Here is a 21,611-nt window from a genome sequence, read left to right as displayed (position 1 = left end):
GCTTGTCTCCCGCTAACGGAAAACAAGCCTCGATGGCAGCGAAAGTTCCGTTTGGTGTCGTCGGGCGACGGCACCAACGTAGCCCGCATGAGCGCAGCGACATGCGGGAGATGCCCCGGATATCGCTTCGCTCATCCGGGCTACCTGTTAGTCCGCCGCGCGCAGCCGATAGCCGATGCCGGTCTCGGTCAGCACGAATTGCGGACGCTCCGGGTCGGTCTCGATCTTCTGGCGAAGCTGGCGCACATAGACGCGCAGATACTGCGCATCGGTCAGTTCGTCCCACAATTCCTTCAAGAGGAAGCGGTGGGTCAGCACCTTGCCGGCATGCTGAACCAGCACGCGCAACAGGTCATATTCCTTCGGCGACAGCTTGATCTCTTTGTCGCCGACCTTGACGATCCGGCGCACCAGATCGACCGAAAGATCGCCGGAGCGAAACACCGGCCGCTCGCCCTGCACCTGCAACTGGTGCCGCAGCGCCGCGCGCAGCCGCGCCAGCAATTCGTCCATGCCGAACGGCTTGGTCAGGTAGTCGTCGGCGCCGAGATCGAGCGCCTGCACCTTGCCGGCCTCGTCGCCGCGGCTCGACAGCACCACGATCGGCACGCTCTCGTTGCGGCCGCGGATCATGCGCAAGAGGTCATGGCCCTGAATGTCGGGCAATCCGAGGTCGAGGATGATCAGCGCCGGTCCCTCACCCAGCATCTCCAGCGCCAGCTTGCCGTTGGATGCCTCGAGGATGTCATAGCCCTGCGTGCTCAGCCCCATCCGCAGCAACTTGCGGATCGGCGGCTCGTCGTCGATGACCAGGACCTTGATCGGCGTCGCGTTCATGCAGCAGTGTCCAGCGCGTTGGTGTCGGCAGGGATCGGCAGGCGGATAGTGATGACGGCGCCGCTGCGGTCGGCGCGGTTGGCCGCCGCGATCGTGCCGCGCATCGCCTCGACGAAGCCGCGCGAAATCGCAAGCCCGAGGCCGGTACCGGGACGGACATGGTCGCCCTTCTCGGCGCGATAGAATTTGTCGAACACGCTTTCGAGCTCGGCCGCGGGAATCCCGTTGCCTTCATCGAGGATCTGCAGCGCGATGGTGTCGCGATCGCGCGCGCCGCGGATCGAGATCGTGGTGTCCGACGGGGCGTATTTGGCAGCGTTGTCGAGCAGGTTGAACAGCACCTGCTCGAACAGCACGGCGTCGAGCTCCAGCATCGGCAGGTCGGCCGCGAGCTCCAGCGACACCCGGTGATGCACCAGGATCTTGCTCGCCCGCCGCAGCGCGCTGCCGACGATCTCGCCGACATCATGGCGCGCCGTGTTCGGCACGATCGCGCCGGATTCCAGCTTGGTCATGTCGAGCAGATTGGCGATGAACCGATTCAGCCGCTCGGACTCGTCGATCACGGTGGCGAGCAGATCGTGCTTCTGCGCATCGCTCAGGTTGGCGCCGAGGTCGCGCAGCGCCGAGGCCGAGCCGAGCACCGAGGCCAGCGGCGTCTTGAGATCGTGCGAGATCGAGGTCAGGAGCGCGCCGCGCAGCCGGTCGGATTCCACCGTGCGCTTGACGCGATCCATGTCCTCGACCAGCAGCACGCGCTCGATTGCGAGCGCGCCCTGATCGACCAGCGCGTCGAGCAGCCGGCGCTGGTCCGGCGTCAGCAAGGGCCCGGTGCGGTCGTCATCGATGCCGATCACGCCGATCGGGCCGCGGCCGGTGCGCATCGGCAGGAACAGTCGTTTGCCGCCCGGCAGCGTGTCGGAGCCGCGGCCGGCCGGACGGTCGTTGCCCCAGGCCCAGTTTGCGGCGGCGAGATCGGCCTGGTCGAGCTGATCCTCCGGCGGATAGCCGCTCTTGACGGTCAGCATGCCGTCCTCCGGCAGCAGCAGCACCACGCGCACCTTGAGCATCAGCGCGATCTGGTAGGCGGTCGCCCACAGCACGTCGTCCAGCGTCGCGGTGCCGGCAAGCTTGCGGCTGAAGGCGTAGAGCGATTCGGTGGTGCGGACGCGGCTGATCGCGGTGTCGGCCTGGGTGCGCACCCGCGCCGCGACGTTGGAGACCAGCAGCGCGATCAGCATGAAGAAGAAGAACGCCGCGACATTGGTCGGGTCGGTGATGGTGAAGGTATAGACCGGCGGCAGGAAGAAGAAATTGTAGCACAGCGAGGCCGCGACGCTCGCCAGCAGCGACGGCCCGAGGCCGTAGCGCGCCGCGGCGCCGACCACGGCGGTGAGGAACACGAGGTCGACATTCTCGATGCCGAAGAACGGCTGGATCAGCTTGGCCGCGCCGAGCCCGAGCGCCGCCAGCAGCAGCGCCATCAGATAGGGCCGCGGATTGAACGGCTCCTGCCGCTGCGCGGTCTGCACCGCCGCCTTGCCGACCGGCAGCTCGTCGCCGGCGATCACGTTGACGCTGATATTGCCGGCGCGGCGCACCAGATCGTGCACCACGGACCCATGCGTCAGCTCGAACCAGCGCGAGCGCGTCGACTTGCCGATGATGATCTGGGTGACGTTGTTGGCCTGGGCGAAATTGATGACGTCGTCGGCGATACGGCGGCCGACGCCGGGCAGCGTCAGCGCCTCGCCGCCGAGCGATTCCGCGAGCCGCATGGTGTCGGCCAGCCGGTCGCGCTGCTCGTCGGAAAGTTGCAGGCTGCGCCGCGTCTCGATGCTGACCGCGGTCCATTGCGCGTGCAGCCGGTCGGCGAGGCGCTTGGTGTAGCGCACGAGGCCGGCCGCGCGCGGATCCTCGCTCAGGCAGACCAGGATGCGCTCGCCGGCGGCCCAGGGGCCGGCAATCGCATTGGCCTGCATGTGGTTGAGCAGCTGCTCGTCGACCCGCTCGGCCGTGCGGCGCAGCGCCAGCTCGCGCAGCGCGGTCAGATTGCCGGGCGAGAAGTAGTGTTCCAGCGCCCGCTCGGCCTGCTTGGGCACATAGACCTTGCCCTCCTTGAGCCGCTGGATCAGGTCGTCGGGCGTCAGGTCGATCAGCTCGATGGCATCGGCGCGATCGACCACCGAGTCCGGCACCGTCTCGCGCACCCGCACATGGGTGATCTGCGCGACGACGTCGTTGAGGCTCTCGATGTGCTGGATGTTGATCGCGGTGTAGACGTCGATGCCGTTCGACAGCAATTCCTCGACGTCGAGATAGCGCTTGGGATGCCGGCTGCCCGGCGCATTGGTATGGGCGAGCTCGTCGACCAGCGCGAGCTGCGGCCGCCGCGCGATCAATGCATCGAGGTCCATCTCCTCGAGCGTCTGGTCGCGATAGGTCAGCCGCTTCCGCGGCAGCACCTCGAGACCCCTGAGCAGCGTCTCGGTCTCGACCCGACCGTGGGTTTCGACGACGCCGACCACGACGTCGACGCCCGCCTTCAGGCGGGCGTGGGCGCTCGAGAGCATCTCGTAGGTCTTGCCGACGCCGGGGGCGGCGCCGATGAAGATCTTCAGCCGTCCCGATCGATCGGTCTCCCGGCGCGCCGCCTCCAGCAGCGCATCCGGCGAGGGTCGTTTGTCAGGGTCGCGCTGATTGGCCATACCGCAATATAGTCATCCTGCGAGGGGCAGCCTACTCTCCTATTTTGGCTTTGCCGCGTCGAGCGCCAGGTTGAGCGCAAGAACGTTAACACGGGGCTCGCCGATCACGCCGGCGAAGCGGCCCTGCGTGGTCTGCGTCACCAGCTCACGCACTGCGTCCTCGGACATGCTGCGCGCTTTGGCGACCCGCGGCACCTGGAACAGCGCGGCGTCCGGCGAGATATCCGGATCGAGCCCGCTGCCCGACGTGGTCACAAGATCGACCGGCACGCTGGCGGACGGGTTCTCCGCCTTCAGCTTCTCGACATCCTCCTTGACCCGGTCGTTCAGCGCCTTGCTGGTCGGGCCGAGGTTGGAGCCGCCGGAATTGGCCGCGTTGTAGGGCGCCGGCACTGTCTTCGTGGAGTCGTTCGGATCGGGCGCGACCGTCGCCGACGGCCGGCCATGGAAGTATTTATCTTCCTTGAACTCCTGCCCGATCAGGGCGGAGCCGATCACCTTGCCGTCCTGCTCGATCAGGCTGCCTTGCGCCTGGCGCGGGAAGATGACGCCGGCGATGCCGGTGATGGCGAGCGGATAGGCAAGGCCCGTGATCGCGGTCAGCAGGACCAGCACGAGGATGGCGGGGCGGATTTCTTTCAGCATGACTGGTCTCCTAAATCTCTTTCGTCATTGCGAGCGAAGCGAAGCAATCCATGGATCGGCATAACGGATGGATGGATTGCTTCGTCGCTTCGCTCCTCGCAATGACGTTGTGGTTAAGCCAGGCCCAAAGCGGCGACGACGAGGTCGATCGCCTTGATGCCGATGAACGGGATGACGATGCCGCCGAGACCGTAGATCATCAGGTTACGGCCGAGCAGCGCGCCGGCACCCACCGCGCGATACTTGACGCCCTTCAGCGCCAAGGGAATCAGCGCGATGATGATCAGCGCATTGAAGATGATCGCCGACAGGATCGCGCTTTGCGGACTCGCCAGGTGCATCACGTTCAGCACCTGAAGCTGCGGATAGAACGCGAGGAACATCGCCGGGATGATCGCAAAGTACTTCGCGACGTCGTTGGCGATCGAGAACGTGGTCAGCGCGCCGCGGGTCATCAGCAGCTGCTTGCCGATCTCGACCACCTCGATCAGCTTGGTCGGGTTGGAATCGAGGTCGACCATGTTGCCGGCCTCGCGGGCGGCCTGCGTGCCGGTGTTCATGGCGACGCCGACATCGGCCTGCGCCAGCGCCGGCGCGTCGTTGGTGCCGTCGCCGCACATCGCGACCAGCTTGCCCTTGGACTGCTCGTCGCGGATCAGCTTGAGCTTGTCCTCGGGGGTTGCCTGCGCCAGGAAGTCGTCGACGCCGGCCTCGGCCGCGATCGCGGCCGCGGTCATCGGGTTGTCGCCGGTGATCATCACGGTGCGGATGCCCATGCGGCGCAGTTCGGCAAAGCGCTCGCGGATACCGCCCTTGACGATGTCCTTCAGGTGCACGACGCCGAGCAGCTTGCCGTCCTTGGCGACGGCCAGCGGCGTGCCGCCGGCCTTTGCGATCTCGTCGGCGATCGACTGGATCTCGCGCGCTTCGGCGCTCATCGTCGCCGCGAGCGCGCGGACGGTGTTGCCCGAGGCGACGGTGCGGGGCGAGCCGCCGTCGATATAGGCAAGGATCGCGTCCACCGCGCCCTTGCGGACCGACGACGTGCCGGCATCGATGCCGCTCATGCGGGTCTGCGCGGTGAACGGCACGAAGGTCGCGGCAAGCTCATGCATGTCGCGTCCGCGGATGCCGTATTTCTCCTTGGCGAGCACCACGATCGAGCGGCCTTCCGGCGTCTCGTCGGCCAGCGAGGCAAGCTGCGCTGCGTCGGCGAGGTCCTGCTCGGCGACGCCGCGGATCGGACGGAATGCGGTCGCCTGGCGGTTGCCGAGCGTGATGGTGCCGGTCTTGTCCAGCAGCAGCGTATCGACGTCGCCGGCAGCCTCCACCGCGCGGCCAGACATCGCCAGCACGTTGAAGCGCACCAGGCGGTCCATGCCGGCGATGCCGATCGCCGACAGAAGCGCGCCGATCGTGGTCGGGATCAGCGTCACGAACAGCGCCACCAACACCACGACCGAAATCGAGCCGCCGGCATAGGCCGCATAGCTCGGGATCGTCACCGTCGCGAACACGAAGATGATGGTGAGGCCGGCCAGCAGGATGTTGAGCGCGATCTCGTTCGGCGTCTTCTGCCGCTCGGCGCCCTCCACCAGCTTGATCATGCGGTCGATGAAGGTCGAGCCCTGGGCTGCGGTGATGCGGACACGGATCCAGTCCGACAGCACCTGGGTGCCGCCGGTGACCGCGGAACGGTCGCCGCCGGACTCGCGGATCACGGGCGCGGATTCACCCGTGATCGCGGCTTCATTGACCGAGGCCACGCCTTCGATCACCTCGCCGTCGGACGGGATGTTGTCGCCGGCCTCGACCAGCACGACGTCGCCGACCTTCAGCGAGGTGCCGGGCACCATGCGATAGGTCCGGTCGGTGCCGGTGAGCAGCTTGGCCTGGCTCTCGGTGCGGGTCTTTTTCAGCGATTCCGCCTGCGCCTTGCCGCGGCCTTCGGCAACGGCCTCGGCGAAGTTGGCGAACAGCACCGTGAACCAGAGCCAGAGGATAATCTGGAAGGTGAAGCCGAGATTGGCGCTGCCGGTGACGAGGTCGCGGACGAAGATCACCGTGGTCAACGCGGCCACGACCTCGACCACGAACATCACGGGGTTCTTCGCCATCAGCCTAGGATCGAGCTTGACGAAGGCCGAGCGGATCGCCGGCACCAGGATCTTCGGGTCGAACATGGTCGACGCCGTCACCTGCTTTTGCAGTCTTGTGGTTTCCATGGTTGTCACTCCGGACAATTCGATCAGAACAGGGTGTTGGCGTTCATGGCGAGGTGCTCGACGATCGGCCCGAGCGCCAGCGCCGGGAAGAAGGTGAGACCGCCGATGATCAGGATCACGCCGATGACGAGGCCGACGAACAGCCCGCCGGTGGTCGGGAAGGTGCCCGCCGAGGCCGGGATCGACTTCTTCTCGACCAGCGAACCTGCAATGGCCATCGCCGGCACGATCATGAAGAAGCGGCCGACGAACATCGCGGAGGCGAGCGTCAGATTGTAGAACAGGGTGTTGCCGGTGAGGCCCGCGAAGGCCGAGCCGTTGTTGCCGGTCGCCGAGGTGAACGCGTACAGCACCTCGGTGAAGCCGTGCGGGCCGGAGTTCGCCATCGAGGCCACCGCCGACGGCAGTACCACGCCGACCGCGGTCCAGCCGAGATACATCAGCGGCAGCACCAGGATCGCGAGCATCGCCATCTTGACCTCGCGCGCCTCGATCTTCTTGCCGACATATTCCGGAGTGCGGCCGACCATCAGGCCGGCGACGAAGATCGCCAGCACGACGAACAGCAGCATGCCGTAGAAGCCGGCGCCGACGCCGCCGATGATGACCTCGCCGAGCTGCATGTTGATCAGCGGGATCATGCCGCCGAGCGCGGTGAAGCTGTCATGCATGGCATTGACCGCGCCGCAGGAGGCGGCAGTCGTGACGACGGCGAACAGCGAGGACGCGACGATGCCGAAGCGGACCTCCTTGCCCTCCATGTTGCCGCCGGTGAGACCGAGCGCGTGCAGCGCCGAGGTGCCGTTGGCTTCCGCCCAGTAGGTGACGGTGACGCCGGCGACGAACAGGATGCCCATCACGGCGAAGATCGCCCAGCCCTGGCGCTCGTTGCCGACCATGCGGCCGAACACGTTGGTCATGGCGGCGCCGAGTGCGAAGATCGAGACCATCTGCACGAGGTTCGACAGCGCGGTCGGATTCTCGAACGGATGCGCGGCGTTGGCGTTGAAGAAGCCGCCGCCATTGGTGCCGAGCATCTTGATCGCGACCTGCGAGGCCACGGGCCCGAGCGCGATGGTCTGCTTGCCGCCCTCCAGCGTGGTGGCGTCGACATAAGCGCCGAGCGTCTGCGGCATGCCCTGCCAGACCAGGAACAGCGCGTAGACGACGCAGATCGGCAGCAGCACGTAGAGCGTGCAGCGCGTGACATCAACCCAGAAATTGCCGACGGTGCGCATCGACGAGCGGGTGAAGCCGCGGATCAGCGCCATCGCCAGCGCGATGCCGGTCGCCGCCGACAGGAAATTCTGGTGGGTGAGGCCGACCATCTGGACCAGATAGGACAGCGTGCTCTCGCCGCCGTAGTTCTGCCAGTTGGTGTTGGTGATGAAGGAGATCGCGGTGTTGAAGGAAAGGTCCTCGGCGACCGCCGACTGTCCGGCCGGGTTGAACGGCAGCACCGCCTGCAGCCGCATCAGGCCGTAGATGATGGCGAAGCCGCCGACATGGAACAGCAGCATGGCGACCGTATAGGTCAGCCAGTGCTGCTCGCGCCGCTCGTCGACGCCGCCGACCCAGTAGATGCCGCGCTCGACCGGGCGCAGCACGGGCGCCAGGAAGGTGCGCTCGCCGTTGAACACGCGGGTCATGTACCAGCCGAGCGGTTTGACCAGCGCGGCAACGATCGCGCAGAACAGAATAATTTGAATCCAGCCGATGACGGTCATTGCGTCAAACCTTTCGAATGGGAGCGAAGCGCAGCATCGACGCGAACAAGCCGAGCAACAGCCCGGTCAGCATCGCGTCGGCTAACAGAATTGTGCAAAGCGCTGACATCGCGGGCCGCCTAGAAGCGTTCGGGCCGCAGCAATGCGTAAGTGAGGTAGAACAGCAGGCCGAGCGAGACGAGGCCGGCGAGCGAGTAATCGAAGATCATCGCCGCCTCCGTTACAGCCGTTCGCAGGCGTAGGCGTAGCCGATGCCGGCCGCGAAGAAGCCGATCGCAAGCGCCGCCATGAGAATGTCCATCATGTGAGACTCCTATGCGTCACAGGGCGCGGGCCATTGCATAGGCGTCCCGCGCCGGATGGCCGTGAGGTGCCATCCGGGACATAGGTTTTCGAGAGGTGGCGAGTAAGGACGTTATAGGAATCCTATAAGTGCCACGAGCTGCGCAGCCGTCGTCCCGGCGAAGGCCGGGACCCATAACCACAGGGCCGAGTTTTGTGATGGCTGGGCCCAGCGCGACACGAAAACTGAAATCGGTGGTTATGGGTCCCGGCCTTCGCCGGGACGACGTGTCTTTATGGAATGCCTATATCTCCGTCCCCCGCCTCATCTCGTTTTCAAATGGCACTCCGGCCATTTTGAGCGTGCGGCCAATGCCTTGAGCTTGGATTTCTTGGGCCGCGCAAGACGAGATGACGCCATGTCCGTACTTTCCCAGAACACCTCCATCGATCTCGGCGACCGGCTGCGCGACGCCTATGCGGTGACAGCCGAATTCATGGCCGACATCATCAGCCAGACCTGCCGGCGCTTTCCCTCGGTCGGACAGAGCGGCAAGACCCGCCAGGTCGAGCGGCTGATCCAGTCGGGCGCCTGGACCGACGCCGCGATCGCGCTGCTCGATCTGGAACTGCCGCAATGGCAGATCCGCCGCCTGGTCTATGACGAGGGCGAGTGGCACTGCGCATTGTCACGCGAACGCGAGCTGCCGGACTGGCTCGACCAGTCGATCGAGACCCACCACACCGATCTTGCACTCGCGATCCTCAGCGCCTTCGTGGAGGCGCAGCGCATCTCGACGCCCGATAGCCGAACCAGCGTGCCGACCGTCCGTCGCGACACGCGCGCGCTGTACGAGCCGCTGTTCGTCGACAATATCGGCTGACGGCGGCGCGGCCGTGGACACCAAACAACTGCCGCGGCAGCTGCAGTCGGTCCAGGTCATGGTCCGGTTCGGCTTCCGGCTCGCCATCATGATCGGCTTTGCCGTGTTCGCCGACGCTGGCTTCGGCAAGGGCCTCGTCACGCTGTTGTGGATGTCGGCCGTGATCTGCGCCTTCGCCGGGATCGCCAAGCGCGAAATGCCGTTTGCCGCAAACCTCAATCACTGGGACGAGATGACCGCCTATGTCGCGCTGTGCGCGCTCGGCAGCGGCATCGTCCAGCGCCTCTAGACCATCCTCACAAATCCTATGCCGCTCCTATGAAGTCGCTGCTCGCACGCGCTCGATTTCATATCCCGCAAATCAGACATTGATCGCGTGACCGTGACTGAAGCGTTTTCGAGCGAGCCGGATACCGGTTCGCGCGAGGAAAACGCGTCAGAAACAAAAAGAAGGACCACCACCGTGAAACTCGTCGAACCTCCCTCGTGTAGCGCCGCGTCCACCGTCGTCTTCATCGGCCGCAACCATCGCGGCCAGTGGGTCGCCCAGCAACAGAACGGCCTCTATGGCGGCCTGTTCGTCAACCGCGCCCAGGCCGTCAAATACGCGCTGTTCGAAAACGGCCAGCATCCTGAAATGATCGTCGAGCTTTCGCGTGAGATCGAGCTCGATATGCGCGGCGAGACCGCGAGCTTCCCCGCAATCCGCGTGGCGTGAGCCACCCATGACTTGACAAACATGACCTGGCAAACGGCTGCGAAAGCCGACACGGCCGGATGGCTGTCGGGCTTCATCCCCGATCTTCCGACCCCCTTCAACCATCGGGGCGAGATCGACGTGGACGCGTTCGGCCGGCTGTGCGAGCGCCAGATCGCGGCCGGCGCCACCGCGCTGGTGGTCGGCGAGACCGCAGGTGAAAGCGCGACGCTGGAGCCCGCGGAACGTGCGCAGCTGGTCCGGATCGCGGCCGGCGTCGCGCGCAAGCGGGTTCGCATCATCGCCGGCGCCGGATCGAACGCGACCGATCGCGCCGTCACATTCACCCGGGCAGCGGAAGCGGCCGGCGCCGATGCCGTCATGTCGGTCGTCCCCTATTACAACAAGCCGATGCCACGGGGCACTGCGGCGCATTTCCACGCGGTCGCCGCGGCCACCACGCTGCCTGTCATCCTGCACGACATTCCGTCGCGCACGGTGAAGGGCCTTGCCGACGAGACCCTGCTCGAGCTCGCCGCATCGCCACGCTTCGTGGGTTTGCGCGACGGCAGCGGTGACGTTGCCCGGCTGGCGCGCCTGCGCTCACGCCTGCCGGCGACGTTCCGGATGCTGACCGGCGACGACGCCTCCTCGCTGGCCTGGCTCGCCGCCGGTGGCGATGGCTGCATCTCAGTCGTGACGAACGTCGCGCCCGATCTGTACGTGGCCGTTCACAGGCATTTCCGCGAGGGACGGTTGTATCAGGCGCGGGAGTTGCACCAGCGGCTGGTGCCGCTTGCGACCTTGCTGGAGCGCGAGCATCCCGCCGCATTGAAGTTCGCGCTGTCGCTTCTGGGATTCATGCCGCCGACGACGCGACTGCCGATCGTGCAATTGAACGGGTCGGCAAAGGCCGAGGTCTCGCAGGCGATGGCTGAGCTTGCCGACGAGTACCTCGCAGCCGCGCATTGAGATTTGCCGACCCGACATAACCCATCGCAATGCACAATGCGATCAGCACACGGTGCCCGTGACGCGGCGCCAACTTGAGGTTCCGAAACGGCGCCCCATATCCACGGCAAGGGAGTGCTTGCCGTGCACACCACCTTCAAGGCGGCCCTCGTTGTTGCGACCGTCCTGGTCGCTCTGGTTGTCTCCATCCGTCCCGGTCCGGCCGCGGACAACAGCCATCTTGCCCTGACCATTTCAATCGACGGGGCAATTGGGCCGGCAGCGGCCAGCTACGTCAAGGACGGCCTGGCCAAGGCCGCCGAGCGCCACGCCGAAATTGTTATCCTGCGTTTGAATACGCCGGGCGGCCTCAGCACCAGCATGCGTGAGATCATCGCCGACGTGCTGGCCTCGCCCGTTCCCGTGGTCGGCTACGTTGCGCCATCCGGCGCCCATGCCGCGAGCGCCGGGACCTATATCCTCTATGCGACCCATCTCGCGGCCATGGCGCCCGGCACCAATATCGGCGCCGCGACGCCGGTGCAGATCGGCGGCCCGATACCGGGGCTGCCGGGCAGCACCCCGGACAAGGGCGGCAAGGACCAGAAGGACGGCGGCCATCCGTCCGAAACCAAGGATGCCATGACGGCGAAGGTGACGAATGATGCCGTTGCCTTCATCCGCAGCCTCGCCGAATTGCGTGGCCGCAATGCCGACTGGGCCGAGAAGGCGGTCCGCGATGCCGCCACCCTCTCCGCCAACGCAGCGCTGCAGGCCAACGTCATCGATCTCACCGCGCGCGATCCGGCCGACCTGCTCAGGCAGGTCGATGGCCGGACCATCGAGCTTCCCGGCGGCAAGACGCAACGCCTGGCGACCACGGACACCGCGATCGAGGCCATCGATCCCACCTGGATCGCGCGCGCGCTTGCGGTCATCACCGACCCCAACATCGCATTCATTCTCCTGATGGTCGGCATCTACGGCCTGATCTTCGAGTTCATGTCGCCCGGTGCCGTGGCGCCCGGGGTTGTCGGGACGATCTGCCTGCTGCTCGGTCTGTACGCACTCAACATGCTGCCGATCAACTACGCGGGCTTCGCCCTGATGCTGGTCGGGATCGCGCTGCTCGCAATCGAAGCCTTCAACCCGACCGTCATGATCGGCCTCGGAGGAATAGTCGCCTTCGTGCTTGGAGCAGCCATGCTGTTTCGGATCGAGGCGCCCGGTTACCGGCTGTCATGGCCGGTCATCGGCATCGTCGCCGCGATGTTCACCGGGCTCATTCTCGTCGTGCTCGGCGCGCTCCGCCGGGCGCGCAAGGGCCCGGTGCGGATCGGTGCGCAAGCCATGCGCGGGCTATCGGCCGAGGTGCTCGACTGGTCCGAGACCACGGGTCACGTCTTCACCAACGGCGAACGCTGGCAAGCGCGCAGCACCGAGACATTCACGGCGGGAGACACGGTCGAGGTCGCCAACATCATCGATTTGACGCTGGTGGTACGGCGCACGCCGGCCTCTCCCGGCGAGGGAGGTAAGGCATGATGCTTGATTATTTCACCTATGCGGCGATCGCGCTGCTGATCATCGTATTCCTGACCCAGGCCGTGCGCGTGCTGCGCGAATACGAGCGCGGCGTCATCTTCACGCTCGGCCGTTTCACCGGGGTGAAGGGCCCGGGGCTCATCATCCTGATTCCGGTGGTGCAGCAGCTGGTGAAGGTCGATCTCAGGGTGGTGGTGCAGGTGGTGCCGCCACAGGACGTGATTTCGCGCGACAACGTCTCGGTCAAGGTCAACGCCGTGCTCTACTTCCGCATCGTCGATCCCGAGCGCGCCATCATCAAGGTCAGCGACTACATGGCTGCGACCAGCCAGCTTGCGCAGACCACGCTGCGTTCGGTGCTCGGCAAGCACGAGCTCGACGAGATGCTGGCGGAACGCGACAAGCTGAACGCCGATATCCAGGAGACCCTCGACAGGCAGACCGACGTCTGGGGCATCAAGGTCACCGGGGTCGAGATCAAGGATATCGATCTCAATGAGACGATGGTGCGGGCGATCGCCAAGCAGGCCGAGGCGGAGCGGCTGCGGCGCGCCAAGGTGATCAACGCGATGGGCGAGCAGCAGGCCGCCGAGAAGCTGGTCGAGGCCGGCCGGATCCTCGCCCAGGAGCCGCAAGCGATGCAGCTGCGCTACTTCGCGGCGCTGCACGACATTGCCGGCGAGCGCTCCTCGACCGTGGTGTTCCCGCTGCCGATGAACCTTCTCGATCACCTGGCGCCGCGACGTGAAGCGACGTGAACTGGTTTGGGAGTAGAAACGACGGTCGCTCAAGGTCGGCGCGCTCGGGATCGTGGGTCTCGTAGGCGCCGCGGCCTCTGCACGTCACTGCGAGCCAACGGGCCGCGCGAACGCGCGCCCGATGACAGGCTCCGCGAAGCAATCCATCGCGCCACATGCGGAGATATGGATTGCTTCGTCGCCATGCTCCTCGCAATGACGCGGATGGGTTCGGGGGCTTAACGCCCGCGATGCTTGGCCCGCCACGCAGGTCCCGGACCGCGCATGTAATGCGCCTCGGGCCGGTAGCCGCCGATCGGCTCCTCGCCGATCCAGGCGAGGAATGCGAGCAGCCCTTCTGCGGCGCGGCGCGGCAGGGCAGCGATGAACAAAACTGTGCGCATCTCAGTAGTCCCACTTCTCGCCGAGCACGACCGGCGCCCGTGGATATCTCTCGGCGTCGCCGCCGAGCATGCCGACGTTGAGGTTGGTCCGCGCCCAATCCTCGTGGCCGCGATGCAGCAGCAGCTCATTGCGGAGCCGATGAATCTTGGCGGCGGCGATCGCACGGTGAACAGTCCTGAAGACGAGGCCGATCCGCCGGAACGTCCGCCGCAGCATCAAGGGCATGGCGCCGGCCGAACCGTGCGGCCGGGCATCGTGGTAATGGAGCAGGGTCATGTGCCACCTTCCCGTTTGGCGGCGCGCGCGAGCGCACCGCATCACGGCAAAAGATGCGGGGAAGGCCGTAGGAATTCGAGAGCAGCCGCGGTCCTGTCACATAGCCGCGGCATAAGCGTCCGGCTGCGGTCCGTGCATCGCGGTCATGCCGCAAATCGCGAGATTTCGGACAATTTTACCCTCGATCAGCGGCGCGAGGGGCAGGTTTACGGTCGGCGGCAAGACCGGTAACCTTGCCTCCCAGTGCGACGTGGAGAGTGCCCATGCGGCCCAAGGATCAGATCAACTGGATGCTGTCGGATGCGATCGAGGCGCTCGCCCGCGCCGAACGGCTGCACCAGAGCTTCCTCAATTTGCACCCGCGCGCGGGAAGCACCGAGCCGAGCTGGGAACCGCCGACCGACGTGATCGAGACCGAGGATGAAATCCTGATCCTGGTCGCGTTGCCGGGGGTCGATCCCGACGAGGTCGAGGCCGCGCTCGACGGCGGCACGCTGGTGATCTCCGGCCGCCGCACCCTGCCCCCTGAACTCCGCAACGCCCGTATCCTGCGCCTCGAACTGCCGCAGGGCCGGTTCGAGCGCCGCATCGCGCTGCCGACCGGCCGCTACACGATCAGCCGCTTTGCCGCGCATGGTTGCGTCGGCCTGCGGCTCGGAAAGTCGAGCTAAAGGATTTCGACATGGCTGCCTCAGACGTTTCAAGCCCAGCTTCAACTTCGACGCCGATCCCGAGCGACGCGCTGATCATCGTCCCGGTGCGCAACACCGTGCTGTTTCCGGATGTCATCATTCCGATCACGATCGCCCGGGCGACCTCGATTGCCGCGGCCCAGCAGGCGGTGCGCGAGCAGCGGCCGATCGGCATCCTGCTGCAGCGCGATCCCGAGACCAACGATCCCGGCCCCGACGGGCTTTACCGCGTCGGCACCACAGCCAACATCGTGCGCTACATCACCGGTGCGGACGACAGCCACCATCTGGTCTGCCAGGGCGTGCAGCGCATGCGCGTGCTCGACTATCTGCCGGGCACGCCGTTCCTCGCGGCCCGCGTGCTGCAAATCCCGGAGCCGACCACCACCTCGGCCGAGATCGAGGCGCGCTTCCTCAATCTGCAGCGCCAGGCGCTGGAGGCCGCGCAATTGCTGCCGCAAGTGCCGCAGGAGCTGATCGCAGCACTGCAGGGCACCACCTCGCCGGCAACCCTTGCCGACCTTGCGACGTCCTACATGGACATCAAGCCGTCGGAGAAACAGGACATCCTGGAAACCATCGATCTCGTGGCACGGATGGACAAGGTGTCGCGTCACCTCGCCGAACGTATCGAGGTGCTGCGGCTGAGCCAGGAGATCGGGCAGAAGACCAAGGCCGTGTTCGACGAGCGGCAGCGCGAGGCGATCCTGCGCGAGCAGATGGCGACGATCCAGCGCCAGCTCGGCGAAGGTGACGGCAAGGCCGCGGAAGTCGCCGAGCTGACCAAGGCGATCGTCGAGGCCAAGATGCCGCCGGAGGCCGAAAGCCAGGCGCAGAAGGAACTGCGCCGCTACGAGCGGATGCCGGAGGCAGCGGCCGAATCCGGCATGGTGCGCAGCTATCTCGACTGGCTGATCGATCTGCCCTGGAGCATTCCGGAGGAGAAGCCGATCGACATCGCGGAGGCGCGCAAGATCCTCGACCAGGACCATTATGGCCTCGAGAAGATCAAGAGCCGCATCATCGAATATCTCGCGGTGCGCAAGCTCGCGCCCGGCGGCAAGGCGCCGATCCTGTGCTTCCTCGGGCCGCCCGGGGTCGGCAAGACCTCGCTCGGCCAATCGATCGCGCGCGCGATGGCGCGGCCGTTCGTCCGCGTCTCGCTCGGCGGCGTGCATGACGAGGCCGAGATCCGCGGCCATCGCCGCACCTACATCGGGGCGCTGCCTGGCAACATCATCCAGGCGATCAAGAAGGCCGGTGCGCGCAATTGCGTGATGATGCTGGACGAGATCGACAAGATGGGCCGCGGCATCCAGGGCGATCCGTCGGCCGCGATGCTCGAAGTGCTCGACCCCGAGCAGAACAGCACCTTCCGCGACAATTATCTCGGCGTGCCGTTCGACCTCTCGCGTGTCGTCTTCATCGCCACCGCCAACATGCTCGACGGCGTGCCCGGGCCGCTGCTCGACCGCATGGAGCTGATCAGCCTCGCCGGCTACACCGAGGACGAGAAGCTCGAGATCGCCAAGCGCTATCTGGTGCGCCGCCAGCTCGAGGCGAACGGGATCAAGGCCGAGCAGGTCGAGATCGATCCGGATGCGCTGCGGCTGATCATACGCAGCTACACCCGCGAAGCCGGCGTCCGCAACCTGGAGCGCGAGATCGGCAAGGTGCTGCGCAACGTCGCGGTGCAGATCGCCGAGGGCAGCACCAGCCACGTCACGATCGCGCCGAAGGACATCGTCTCGCTGCTCGGCCAGCCGAGGTTCGAGAACGAGATCGCGATGCGCACCAGCATCCCGGGCGTTGCCACCGGGCTGGCCTGGACCCCGGTCGGCGGCGACATCCTGTTCATCGAGGCGTCGCGCACGCCGGGCCGCGGCGCGTTGATCCTCACCGGCCAGCTCGGCGAGGTGATGCGCGAGAGCGTGCAGGCCGCGCTAACCCTGGTGAAGAGCCGGGCCTCGCAGCTCGGCATCGACCCCGGCGTGTTCGAGAAGAGCGACATCCACGTCCACGTTCCGGCCGGCGCGACGCCGAAGGACGGTCCGAGCGCGGGCGTTGCGATGTTCACCGCCCTCACCTCGCTCCTGACCGATCGCACGGTGCGCAGCGATACCGCGATGACCGGCGAGATCTCGCTGCGCGGCCTCGTGCTGCCGGTCGGCGGCATCAAGGAGAAGGTGGTCGCGGCCGCGGCCGCCGGCCTGACCCGGGTGATGCTGCCGGCGCGCAACAAGCGCGACTTCGACGACATCCCCGCCGGCGCCCGCGCCAAGCTGGAGTTCATCTGGCTCGAACGGGTCGACGAGGCGATCGCAGCCGCGCTGGAGGCCGCCAAGACGACGCCCGCCGCCGCGGAGTGATCGCGTCTCAAACGCAACAAGAGGGCGTGACAGCGATCGCCGTCACGCCCTCTTGCGTTGCAGATAGCGGAGCGGTGCCGCTCAGCTCTTGCCCATGCATTCTTCGATGTAGAACCAGCGGTCGTCGCCGGTCAGGCCCTTCGACTTCACCTCGGCGCGGCAAGCCTTCAGCTTTGGCTTGTTGGCCTTCCACTTCGCCTTCATGTCCTTCAGCTTCTGCATGGTCAGCTTGACCTTCGACGGCTTGGCCTCGGTGGTCTGGGCTGACGCGGTGTGCAGCGAGCCGGCGAGAAGCAGGGCGGCCACAAGACAGCTTGCGGTACGAAACATGACTGAAATGTCCCTTGATTATCTGTTGATTTGAACGGCGTAGAGCTTCTTGTTTGACGCGTCTTCTTCACGCGAACCGGCATCCACTTCGCTCGAAAACGCTTCAGGCCGCGCGGGATACCAGATGGCCCGCGCGCGGCCTGAACTGCGATCAGAGGATTTTGACCGCGCTGAGCAGCGTCATGTAGACGCCCCACGCCAGCGGAATGCCGACGAACAGCCAGAACAGCGCCGCCTTGGCGTCAAGCCCGCCGAACCCGATCCCGTAGGAACCATGCGGTCCGGCCGCCGCGGCGCTGGCGCTCGCATCCTGCAGTTTGGCAACCTCGGCGTCGCTCATATGCCATTTCGCATCGACCGGCTTGATCAGGTAGTTGCAGATCAGGCCCGCGATCAACATGGCGCACAGGATGTACATCGTGGTGTTGTAGAGCTGGTCGCGCGGCACGCCTGCGGCCAGCTGGAACTCACGGATGTAGTTCACCACGACAGGACCGATGATGCCGGCGGTCGACCATGCCGTCAGCAGACGGCCGTGGATGGCGCCGACGAACTGGGTGCCGAACATGTCGGCGAGATAGGCCGGCACGGTGGCGAAGCCGCCGCCATACATCGACAGGATGATGCCGAAGCCGAGCACGAACAACAGCTTCGATCCCATCGCGGCGAAGGTCGGCGCCAGCGCGTAGAGCGCGATGCCGAGGATGAAGAACGTGTAGTAGGTGTTCTTGCGGCCGATCTTGTCCGACAGCGACGCCCAGAAGAAGCGGCCGCCGATGTTGAACAGCGACAGCAATCCGGCAAAGCCGGCCGCGATCGCCGCGATCTGCGCCTTCTGTCCGGCATCGAGCTGGTTGAAGCCGACATTGGGCAGGCCGATCAGCTTGCCCGCGAAGATCTCCTGCAGCATCGGCGAGGCCATGCCGATCACGCCGATGCCCGCCGACACGTTCAGGCAGAGCACCCACCAGATCAGCCAGAATTGCGGCGTCTTGTGCGCGTTGTCGAGATGGACGTGCTTGCTCGAGATCATCGCGTTGGCCTTCGTCGGCGGCGCCCAGCCTTCGGGCTGCCAGCCGGCCGGCGGAATGCGATAGCGGAACGCGCCGATCATCATGAACACGAAGTAGATCGCGCCCATGGCGAGGAAGGTCTCCCAGACGCCGACCGAGGTCGGGGTCTTGAAGTAGTTCATCAGCCTGTCGGCAAGCGGGGCGCCGATCATCGCGCCGCCGCCGAAGCCCATGATCGCCATGCCGGTCGCCATGCCGCGCCGGTCGGGGAACCATTTCACCAGCGTCGACACCGGCGAGATGTAGCCGAGGCCGAGGCCGACGCCGCCGATCACGCCGGAGCCGAGCCACATCAGCCAGAGCTGGTGCGTGTAGACGCCGAGCGCGCCGATCACGAGACCGCCGGCCCAGCACAGCGCCGCGACGAAGCCGGCCTTGCGCGGACCGACCTTCTCGAGCCAGCCGCCCCAGATCGCGGCGGAGACGCCGAGCAGCACGAAGAACAGCGTGTACATCCACCCGAGGCTCGCGACCTTCCAGTCGCAGGTGGTGGTGAACAGCTCCTGCACCAGCGAGATGTCGGGGCACGCCTTCGGCGCGGTCAGGCCGATCGCGCGCGACAGCGGCAGCCAGAACACCGAGAAGCCGTAAGCCATGCCGATGCACAGATGGATGCAGAGCGCGGCCGGCGGCACCAGCCAGCGGTTGAAGCCGGCGGTCGCGATTGTATGTTCCTTGTCGAGGAAACCTGCGCCTGTCGCGGATACGCGTCCGGCGCTGCTCACTGTGGTCATTGACACCTCCCCTGCAGCCGCCATTACGACAGGCGCATCTGCATCTTCGATCCCGCCTCAGCCCATTGCGGCCAGCGTCAGCCGGCAGCTCCGCACATTTCCTCAATGCGTCGGGACCAACCACGCACATTCCGGAAATGCTAACCCCCAATACGACCGGATATGCCCGGCCGTGCAGCCCGTGATCTGGGCACGGGCCCAGTCGTTGTCCGTCGATGCGCCCACACTCGAGCACAACGCCATCACCACAACCCGGCGGACATTATCAATTCGCGCAGAATGGAAAATAGGTGTCGATAGGCAAAAGGTAGATATCAAGTTGCATCTAGCGCGTACGCGGCAACGCAGCATTCGAATTGCCTATCGCTCCATTGATCTTCTCGATCAAGAAAACGATCCGGGCGTCGCTTCGTTCGGTGATCTCGACCTTGTCGCCGGTCTCCTGGATCAGGGCCGGGATATCGATCACCGAAAGCGGATCGGTGCAGTGCACCTCGAGGAAATCTCCCGCCGTCACGCTCCGGAGGGCCTTGCGCGTCTTCAGCGCCGGCAGCGGGCATTTCAGGCCGGTGAGATCGAGCTTCGTCGTTGTCATGGTTCGACCATGGCGAAGCCGTCCTGCATCGTCAACGCCGCCCCTCATCCACGTCAGCCTTCGGCCGGAGCCGACGCGAGCACGTCGTCGACGGGAATCGCGGCGCGCAGCATCAATTCGGCAACGTCCTCGATGTCGTCGAGATGCGCGACCGGCAGCGTGGTTGCAACGGCGACATCGCTGGCAATCCCGACTACGCGCGGGTCGTCGGGAAACAGCAGCGGCTTGCCGTTGGCGGCGCGGTACACCTCGATCTTGTTGACCGGCTCGCGCTTGAAGCCTTCGACCACGACCAGATCGACCTGCGCCATCTTGGCGAGCAGCTGCGGCAGCCGCGGCTCATCGGCGCCGCGCAGCTCGTGCATCAGCGCCCAGCGCCGCGTCGAGGACACCAGCACCTCGGTCGCACCGGACTGCCGGTGCACCCAGGAGTCCTTGCCGGGCACGTCGACATCGAATTCATGGTGGGCGTGCTTGATCACGGAGACGCGCAGGCCGCGGCCCAGCAGGCAGGGGATCACCCGCGACAGCAGGGTGGTCTTGCCGGCACCGCTCCAGCCCGCGAGGCCAATCACTTTCATACGCGTCTCCGAAGACATGCCAATCGTTAGGGTATCCACGCCCGCGGTTCCGCCCGACATGGATGGCAGGGACCAGCCGTGACGGCGGAAAGCCGCGACTTGCGCCCAACGCTGCTTATATCAGCCTTGGAGCAATGTCATGCCAGGCTCGCCGGCAGATGAGGATGGGCTGGCGCGCTAGAGGACCGCCCTCGGAAACTCCTGCAGCAGCTGCGCCCACAGCACCGCGAACGCGATCAGGCCACAGACCCCAAGCGCCGCGGTGAATCTCGGCAATCGGCCGATGGCGACGAGCAGCCAGGCCGGCAGGAAGAACAGGCCGAACACCATGCCGAGCGGAAACACCGCCAGCCACTGGAAGCCGGTACCGTCGCCAGGCGGCACATGGGCGATGGCGTAGAAGGTGTAAAGCCAGAACAAGGTGCCGGACGCCGCGATGAGCGCGGCGATCTTACGAAAATTGACGGTGTCGAATGCCATGATCGATTGGTCGCCGCAATCGGCGAACCCGTTCACGGGCCGCCGCGCAAGTTGGGCTCGGCGCGCTATCCCGCAGGGTCAGTCGGTTCGTTGACTGACCGGCCGCCCCGGCTTGGCAAGCCTTGCCGATCGGCTCTCTCTCGGGGGCTGGTCACGCATCCGCAGCCTCTTCCGCGGCCGCTGCGTATCGACTGCCAGCACTTCTTCCAGCGTTGTGTTCCTAAAACGAAGCCTTCTTAACATCGCTCCGCTCCTCGAGCGGGTGGGAGCCCCATCGGTCGCTCAACCACCGACATCCACAACAGGGCCCATGTCGGTGACAAGAGATAACCAGCGACGGGACGGTTTGCTCCAATGCATGTTGCAGCCCCCGCTCACGTCACGCGCGATCCCGCTATCCAGCGGATTTACCTCGAAATTTCCGATACGCAGGGCGATCGGAACACGATAATGTGCAGCATGGAGGACTATGTATGCCTCGCTCGCCTTCGATTGTGCCGCATTCAATCGATCACGACACCTATCTGGTGCTGAACGATTTTGGCCGACTGGGCCGTGCCTGGAGCGAAACCGACGAAGAAGGCACTGACCGGAAAACGCTGATCCGCCGCCTGCTGGATGACCAGTACAGCCGTCCGGTCCGCATCGTGGCCTTCAATACCAACGAAGGATGGTCGCGCGACGTCACGACCGACATTGCCGACGAGCTTCGGCGCCGTTTCGTCGAATACGAAGAGGTCCCGCGCTCCGTGCTGGAGTTCGTGGAGACGGCGATGCGGCACTGAACTGGATCGGCAACGCAAAAGGCCCGCTCGCAGTGCGATCGCTCGGCCTCGGC

The 21,611-nt window shown here is 65.7% G+C and carries 22 protein-coding genes; 9 read left to right on the top strand and 13 right to left on the bottom strand.

The features are described from left to right. Window positions 1–147: 147 nt before the first annotated feature. From J2R76_RS37955 to J2R76_RS37930, 6 genes are all read right to left on the bottom strand, one after another. Entirely contained in the window at window positions 148–837 is a 690-nt protein-coding gene (locus tag J2R76_RS37955; RefSeq protein ID WP_253625767.1) for a response regulator, read from the bottom strand. Next, a complete protein-coding gene (locus J2R76_RS37950) occupies window positions 834–3,545 on the bottom strand; it encodes a sensor histidine kinase KdpD (RefSeq protein ID WP_253625766.1) in 2,712 nt (903 codons plus the stop codon). The genes J2R76_RS37955 and J2R76_RS37950 overlap by 4 nt, the downstream gene beginning before the upstream one ends. Window positions 3,546–3,584: 39 nt before the next feature. Further along, a complete protein-coding gene (locus tag J2R76_RS37945; protein ID WP_253625765.1) occupies window positions 3,585–4,190 on the bottom strand; it encodes a K(+)-transporting ATPase subunit C in 606 nt (201 codons plus the stop codon). A gap of 113 nt (window positions 4,191–4,303) precedes the next feature. After that, entirely contained in the window at window positions 4,304–6,415 is a 2,112-nt protein-coding gene (kdpB, locus tag J2R76_RS37940; RefSeq protein ID WP_253625764.1) for a potassium-transporting ATPase subunit KdpB, read from the bottom strand. A 23-nt stretch (window positions 6,416–6,438) separates the two neighbouring features. Beyond that, window positions 6,439–8,142: a potassium-transporting ATPase subunit KdpA gene (gene kdpA, locus J2R76_RS37935; protein ID WP_076823907.1), complete on the bottom strand. Its 1,704-nt coding sequence runs from the start codon at window positions 8,140–8,142 to the stop codon at window positions 6,439–6,441. A gap of 119 nt (window positions 8,143–8,261) precedes the next feature. Then, complete coding sequence (locus J2R76_RS37930) at window positions 8,262–8,351, bottom strand: K(+)-transporting ATPase subunit F (RefSeq protein ID WP_016846764.1); 90 nt, start codon at window positions 8,349–8,351, stop codon at window positions 8,262–8,264. Window positions 8,352–8,843: 492 nt separating this feature from the next. Between J2R76_RS37930 and J2R76_RS37925 the strand changes: the two genes are divergently transcribed. The 6 genes from J2R76_RS37925 (at window position 8,844) to J2R76_RS37900 (ending at window position 13,259) form a co-directional block, all read left to right on the top strand. Then, window positions 8,844–9,308 carry a hypothetical protein gene (locus tag J2R76_RS37925; protein ID WP_057014870.1) on the top strand — a complete coding sequence of 155 codons (465 nt, stop codon included), beginning with the start codon at window positions 8,844–8,846 and terminating at the stop codon, window positions 9,306–9,308. 13 nt (window positions 9,309–9,321) lie between these two features. Further along, a complete protein-coding gene (locus J2R76_RS37920) occupies window positions 9,322–9,597 on the top strand; it encodes a hypothetical protein (protein ID WP_253625763.1) in 276 nt (91 codons plus the stop codon). 174 nt (window positions 9,598–9,771) lie between these two features. Then, window positions 9,772–10,026 (top strand): hypothetical protein, encoded by a 255-nt coding sequence (locus J2R76_RS37915; RefSeq protein WP_057015086.1) that lies wholly within the window; start codon window positions 9,772–9,774, stop codon window positions 10,024–10,026. Window positions 10,027–10,047: 21 nt separating this feature from the next. Then, on the top strand, window positions 10,048–10,977 hold the full coding sequence (dapA, locus tag J2R76_RS37910) for a 4-hydroxy-tetrahydrodipicolinate synthase (protein WP_057014868.1): 930 nt from the start codon (window positions 10,048–10,050) through the stop codon (window positions 10,975–10,977). Between the two features lie 114 nt (window positions 10,978–11,091). Beyond that, window positions 11,092–12,501, top strand: a complete 1,410-nt coding sequence (locus J2R76_RS37905; protein WP_253625762.1) for a nodulation protein NfeD — start codon at window positions 11,092–11,094, stop codon at window positions 12,499–12,501. Then, complete coding sequence (locus tag J2R76_RS37900; RefSeq protein WP_028332707.1) at window positions 12,498–13,259, top strand: slipin family protein; 762 nt, start codon at window positions 12,498–12,500, stop codon at window positions 13,257–13,259. Before J2R76_RS37905 ends, J2R76_RS37900 begins: the two co-directional genes overlap by 4 nt. Window positions 13,260–13,477: 218 nt before the next feature. Here the strand turns inward: J2R76_RS37900 and J2R76_RS37895 are convergent, their stop codons facing one another. Both J2R76_RS37895 and J2R76_RS37890 read right to left on the bottom strand, forming a co-directional pair. After that, entirely contained in the window at window positions 13,478–13,642 is a 165-nt protein-coding gene (locus J2R76_RS37895; RefSeq protein ID WP_158074157.1) for a hypothetical protein, read from the bottom strand. A 1-nt stretch (window position 13,643) separates the two neighbouring features. Beyond that, complete coding sequence (locus J2R76_RS37890; RefSeq protein WP_076823899.1) at window positions 13,644–13,919, bottom strand: hypothetical protein; 276 nt, start codon at window positions 13,917–13,919, stop codon at window positions 13,644–13,646. Window positions 13,920–14,182: 263 nt separating this feature from the next. Here J2R76_RS37890 and J2R76_RS37885 point away from each other — a divergent pair, with 263 nt between their 5' ends. Together J2R76_RS37885 and lon are read left to right on the top strand one after the other, a co-directional pair. Continuing rightward, on the top strand, window positions 14,183–14,590 hold the full coding sequence (locus J2R76_RS37885; RefSeq protein ID WP_028332710.1) for an Hsp20/alpha crystallin family protein: 408 nt from the start codon (window positions 14,183–14,185) through the stop codon (window positions 14,588–14,590). A gap of 11 nt (window positions 14,591–14,601) precedes the next feature. Further along, window positions 14,602–16,980: an endopeptidase La gene (gene lon / locus J2R76_RS37880; protein ID WP_253607410.1), complete on the top strand. Its 2,379-nt coding sequence runs from the start codon at window positions 14,602–14,604 to the stop codon at window positions 16,978–16,980. 81 nt (window positions 16,981–17,061) lie between these two features. Here the strand turns inward: lon and J2R76_RS37875 are convergent, their stop codons facing one another. From J2R76_RS37875 to J2R76_RS37855, 5 genes are all read right to left on the bottom strand, one after another. Continuing rightward, entirely contained in the window at window positions 17,062–17,310 is a 249-nt protein-coding gene (locus tag J2R76_RS37875; protein WP_028342462.1) for a hypothetical protein, read from the bottom strand. A 151-nt stretch (window positions 17,311–17,461) separates the two neighbouring features. Next, window positions 17,462–19,117: an OFA family MFS transporter gene (locus J2R76_RS37870; protein ID WP_057014864.1), complete on the bottom strand. Its 1,656-nt coding sequence runs from the start codon at window positions 19,115–19,117 to the stop codon at window positions 17,462–17,464. 325 nt (window positions 19,118–19,442) lie between these two features. Continuing rightward, window positions 19,443–19,712 carry a sulfurtransferase TusA family protein gene (locus J2R76_RS37865; RefSeq protein WP_057014863.1) on the bottom strand — a complete coding sequence of 90 codons (270 nt, stop codon included), beginning with the start codon at window positions 19,710–19,712 and terminating at the stop codon, window positions 19,443–19,445. Window positions 19,713–19,765: 53 nt separating this feature from the next. Then, window positions 19,766–20,311: a molybdopterin-guanine dinucleotide biosynthesis protein B gene (mobB, locus tag J2R76_RS37860; protein ID WP_256521293.1), complete on the bottom strand. Its 546-nt coding sequence runs from the start codon at window positions 20,309–20,311 to the stop codon at window positions 19,766–19,768. 159 nt (window positions 20,312–20,470) lie between these two features. After that, entirely contained in the window at window positions 20,471–20,773 is a 303-nt protein-coding gene (locus J2R76_RS37855) for a hypothetical protein (protein ID WP_253625760.1), read from the bottom strand. A 473-nt stretch (window positions 20,774–21,246) separates the two neighbouring features. Between J2R76_RS37855 and J2R76_RS37850 the strand changes: the two genes are divergently transcribed. After that, window positions 21,247–21,558: a hypothetical protein gene (locus J2R76_RS37850; RefSeq protein ID WP_016847487.1), complete on the top strand. Its 312-nt coding sequence runs from the start codon at window positions 21,247–21,249 to the stop codon at window positions 21,556–21,558. The last annotated feature ends 53 nt before the right edge of the window (window positions 21,559–21,611 follow it).

This window comes from Bradyrhizobium sp. USDA 4532 (assembly GCF_024171315.1).
GTDB lineage: Bacteria > Pseudomonadota > Alphaproteobacteria > Rhizobiales > Xanthobacteraceae > Bradyrhizobium > Bradyrhizobium australafricanum.
The sequence above is the reverse complement of the archived record's forward strand: the minus strand, read 5'-3'. Positions and strand labels throughout refer to the sequence as shown.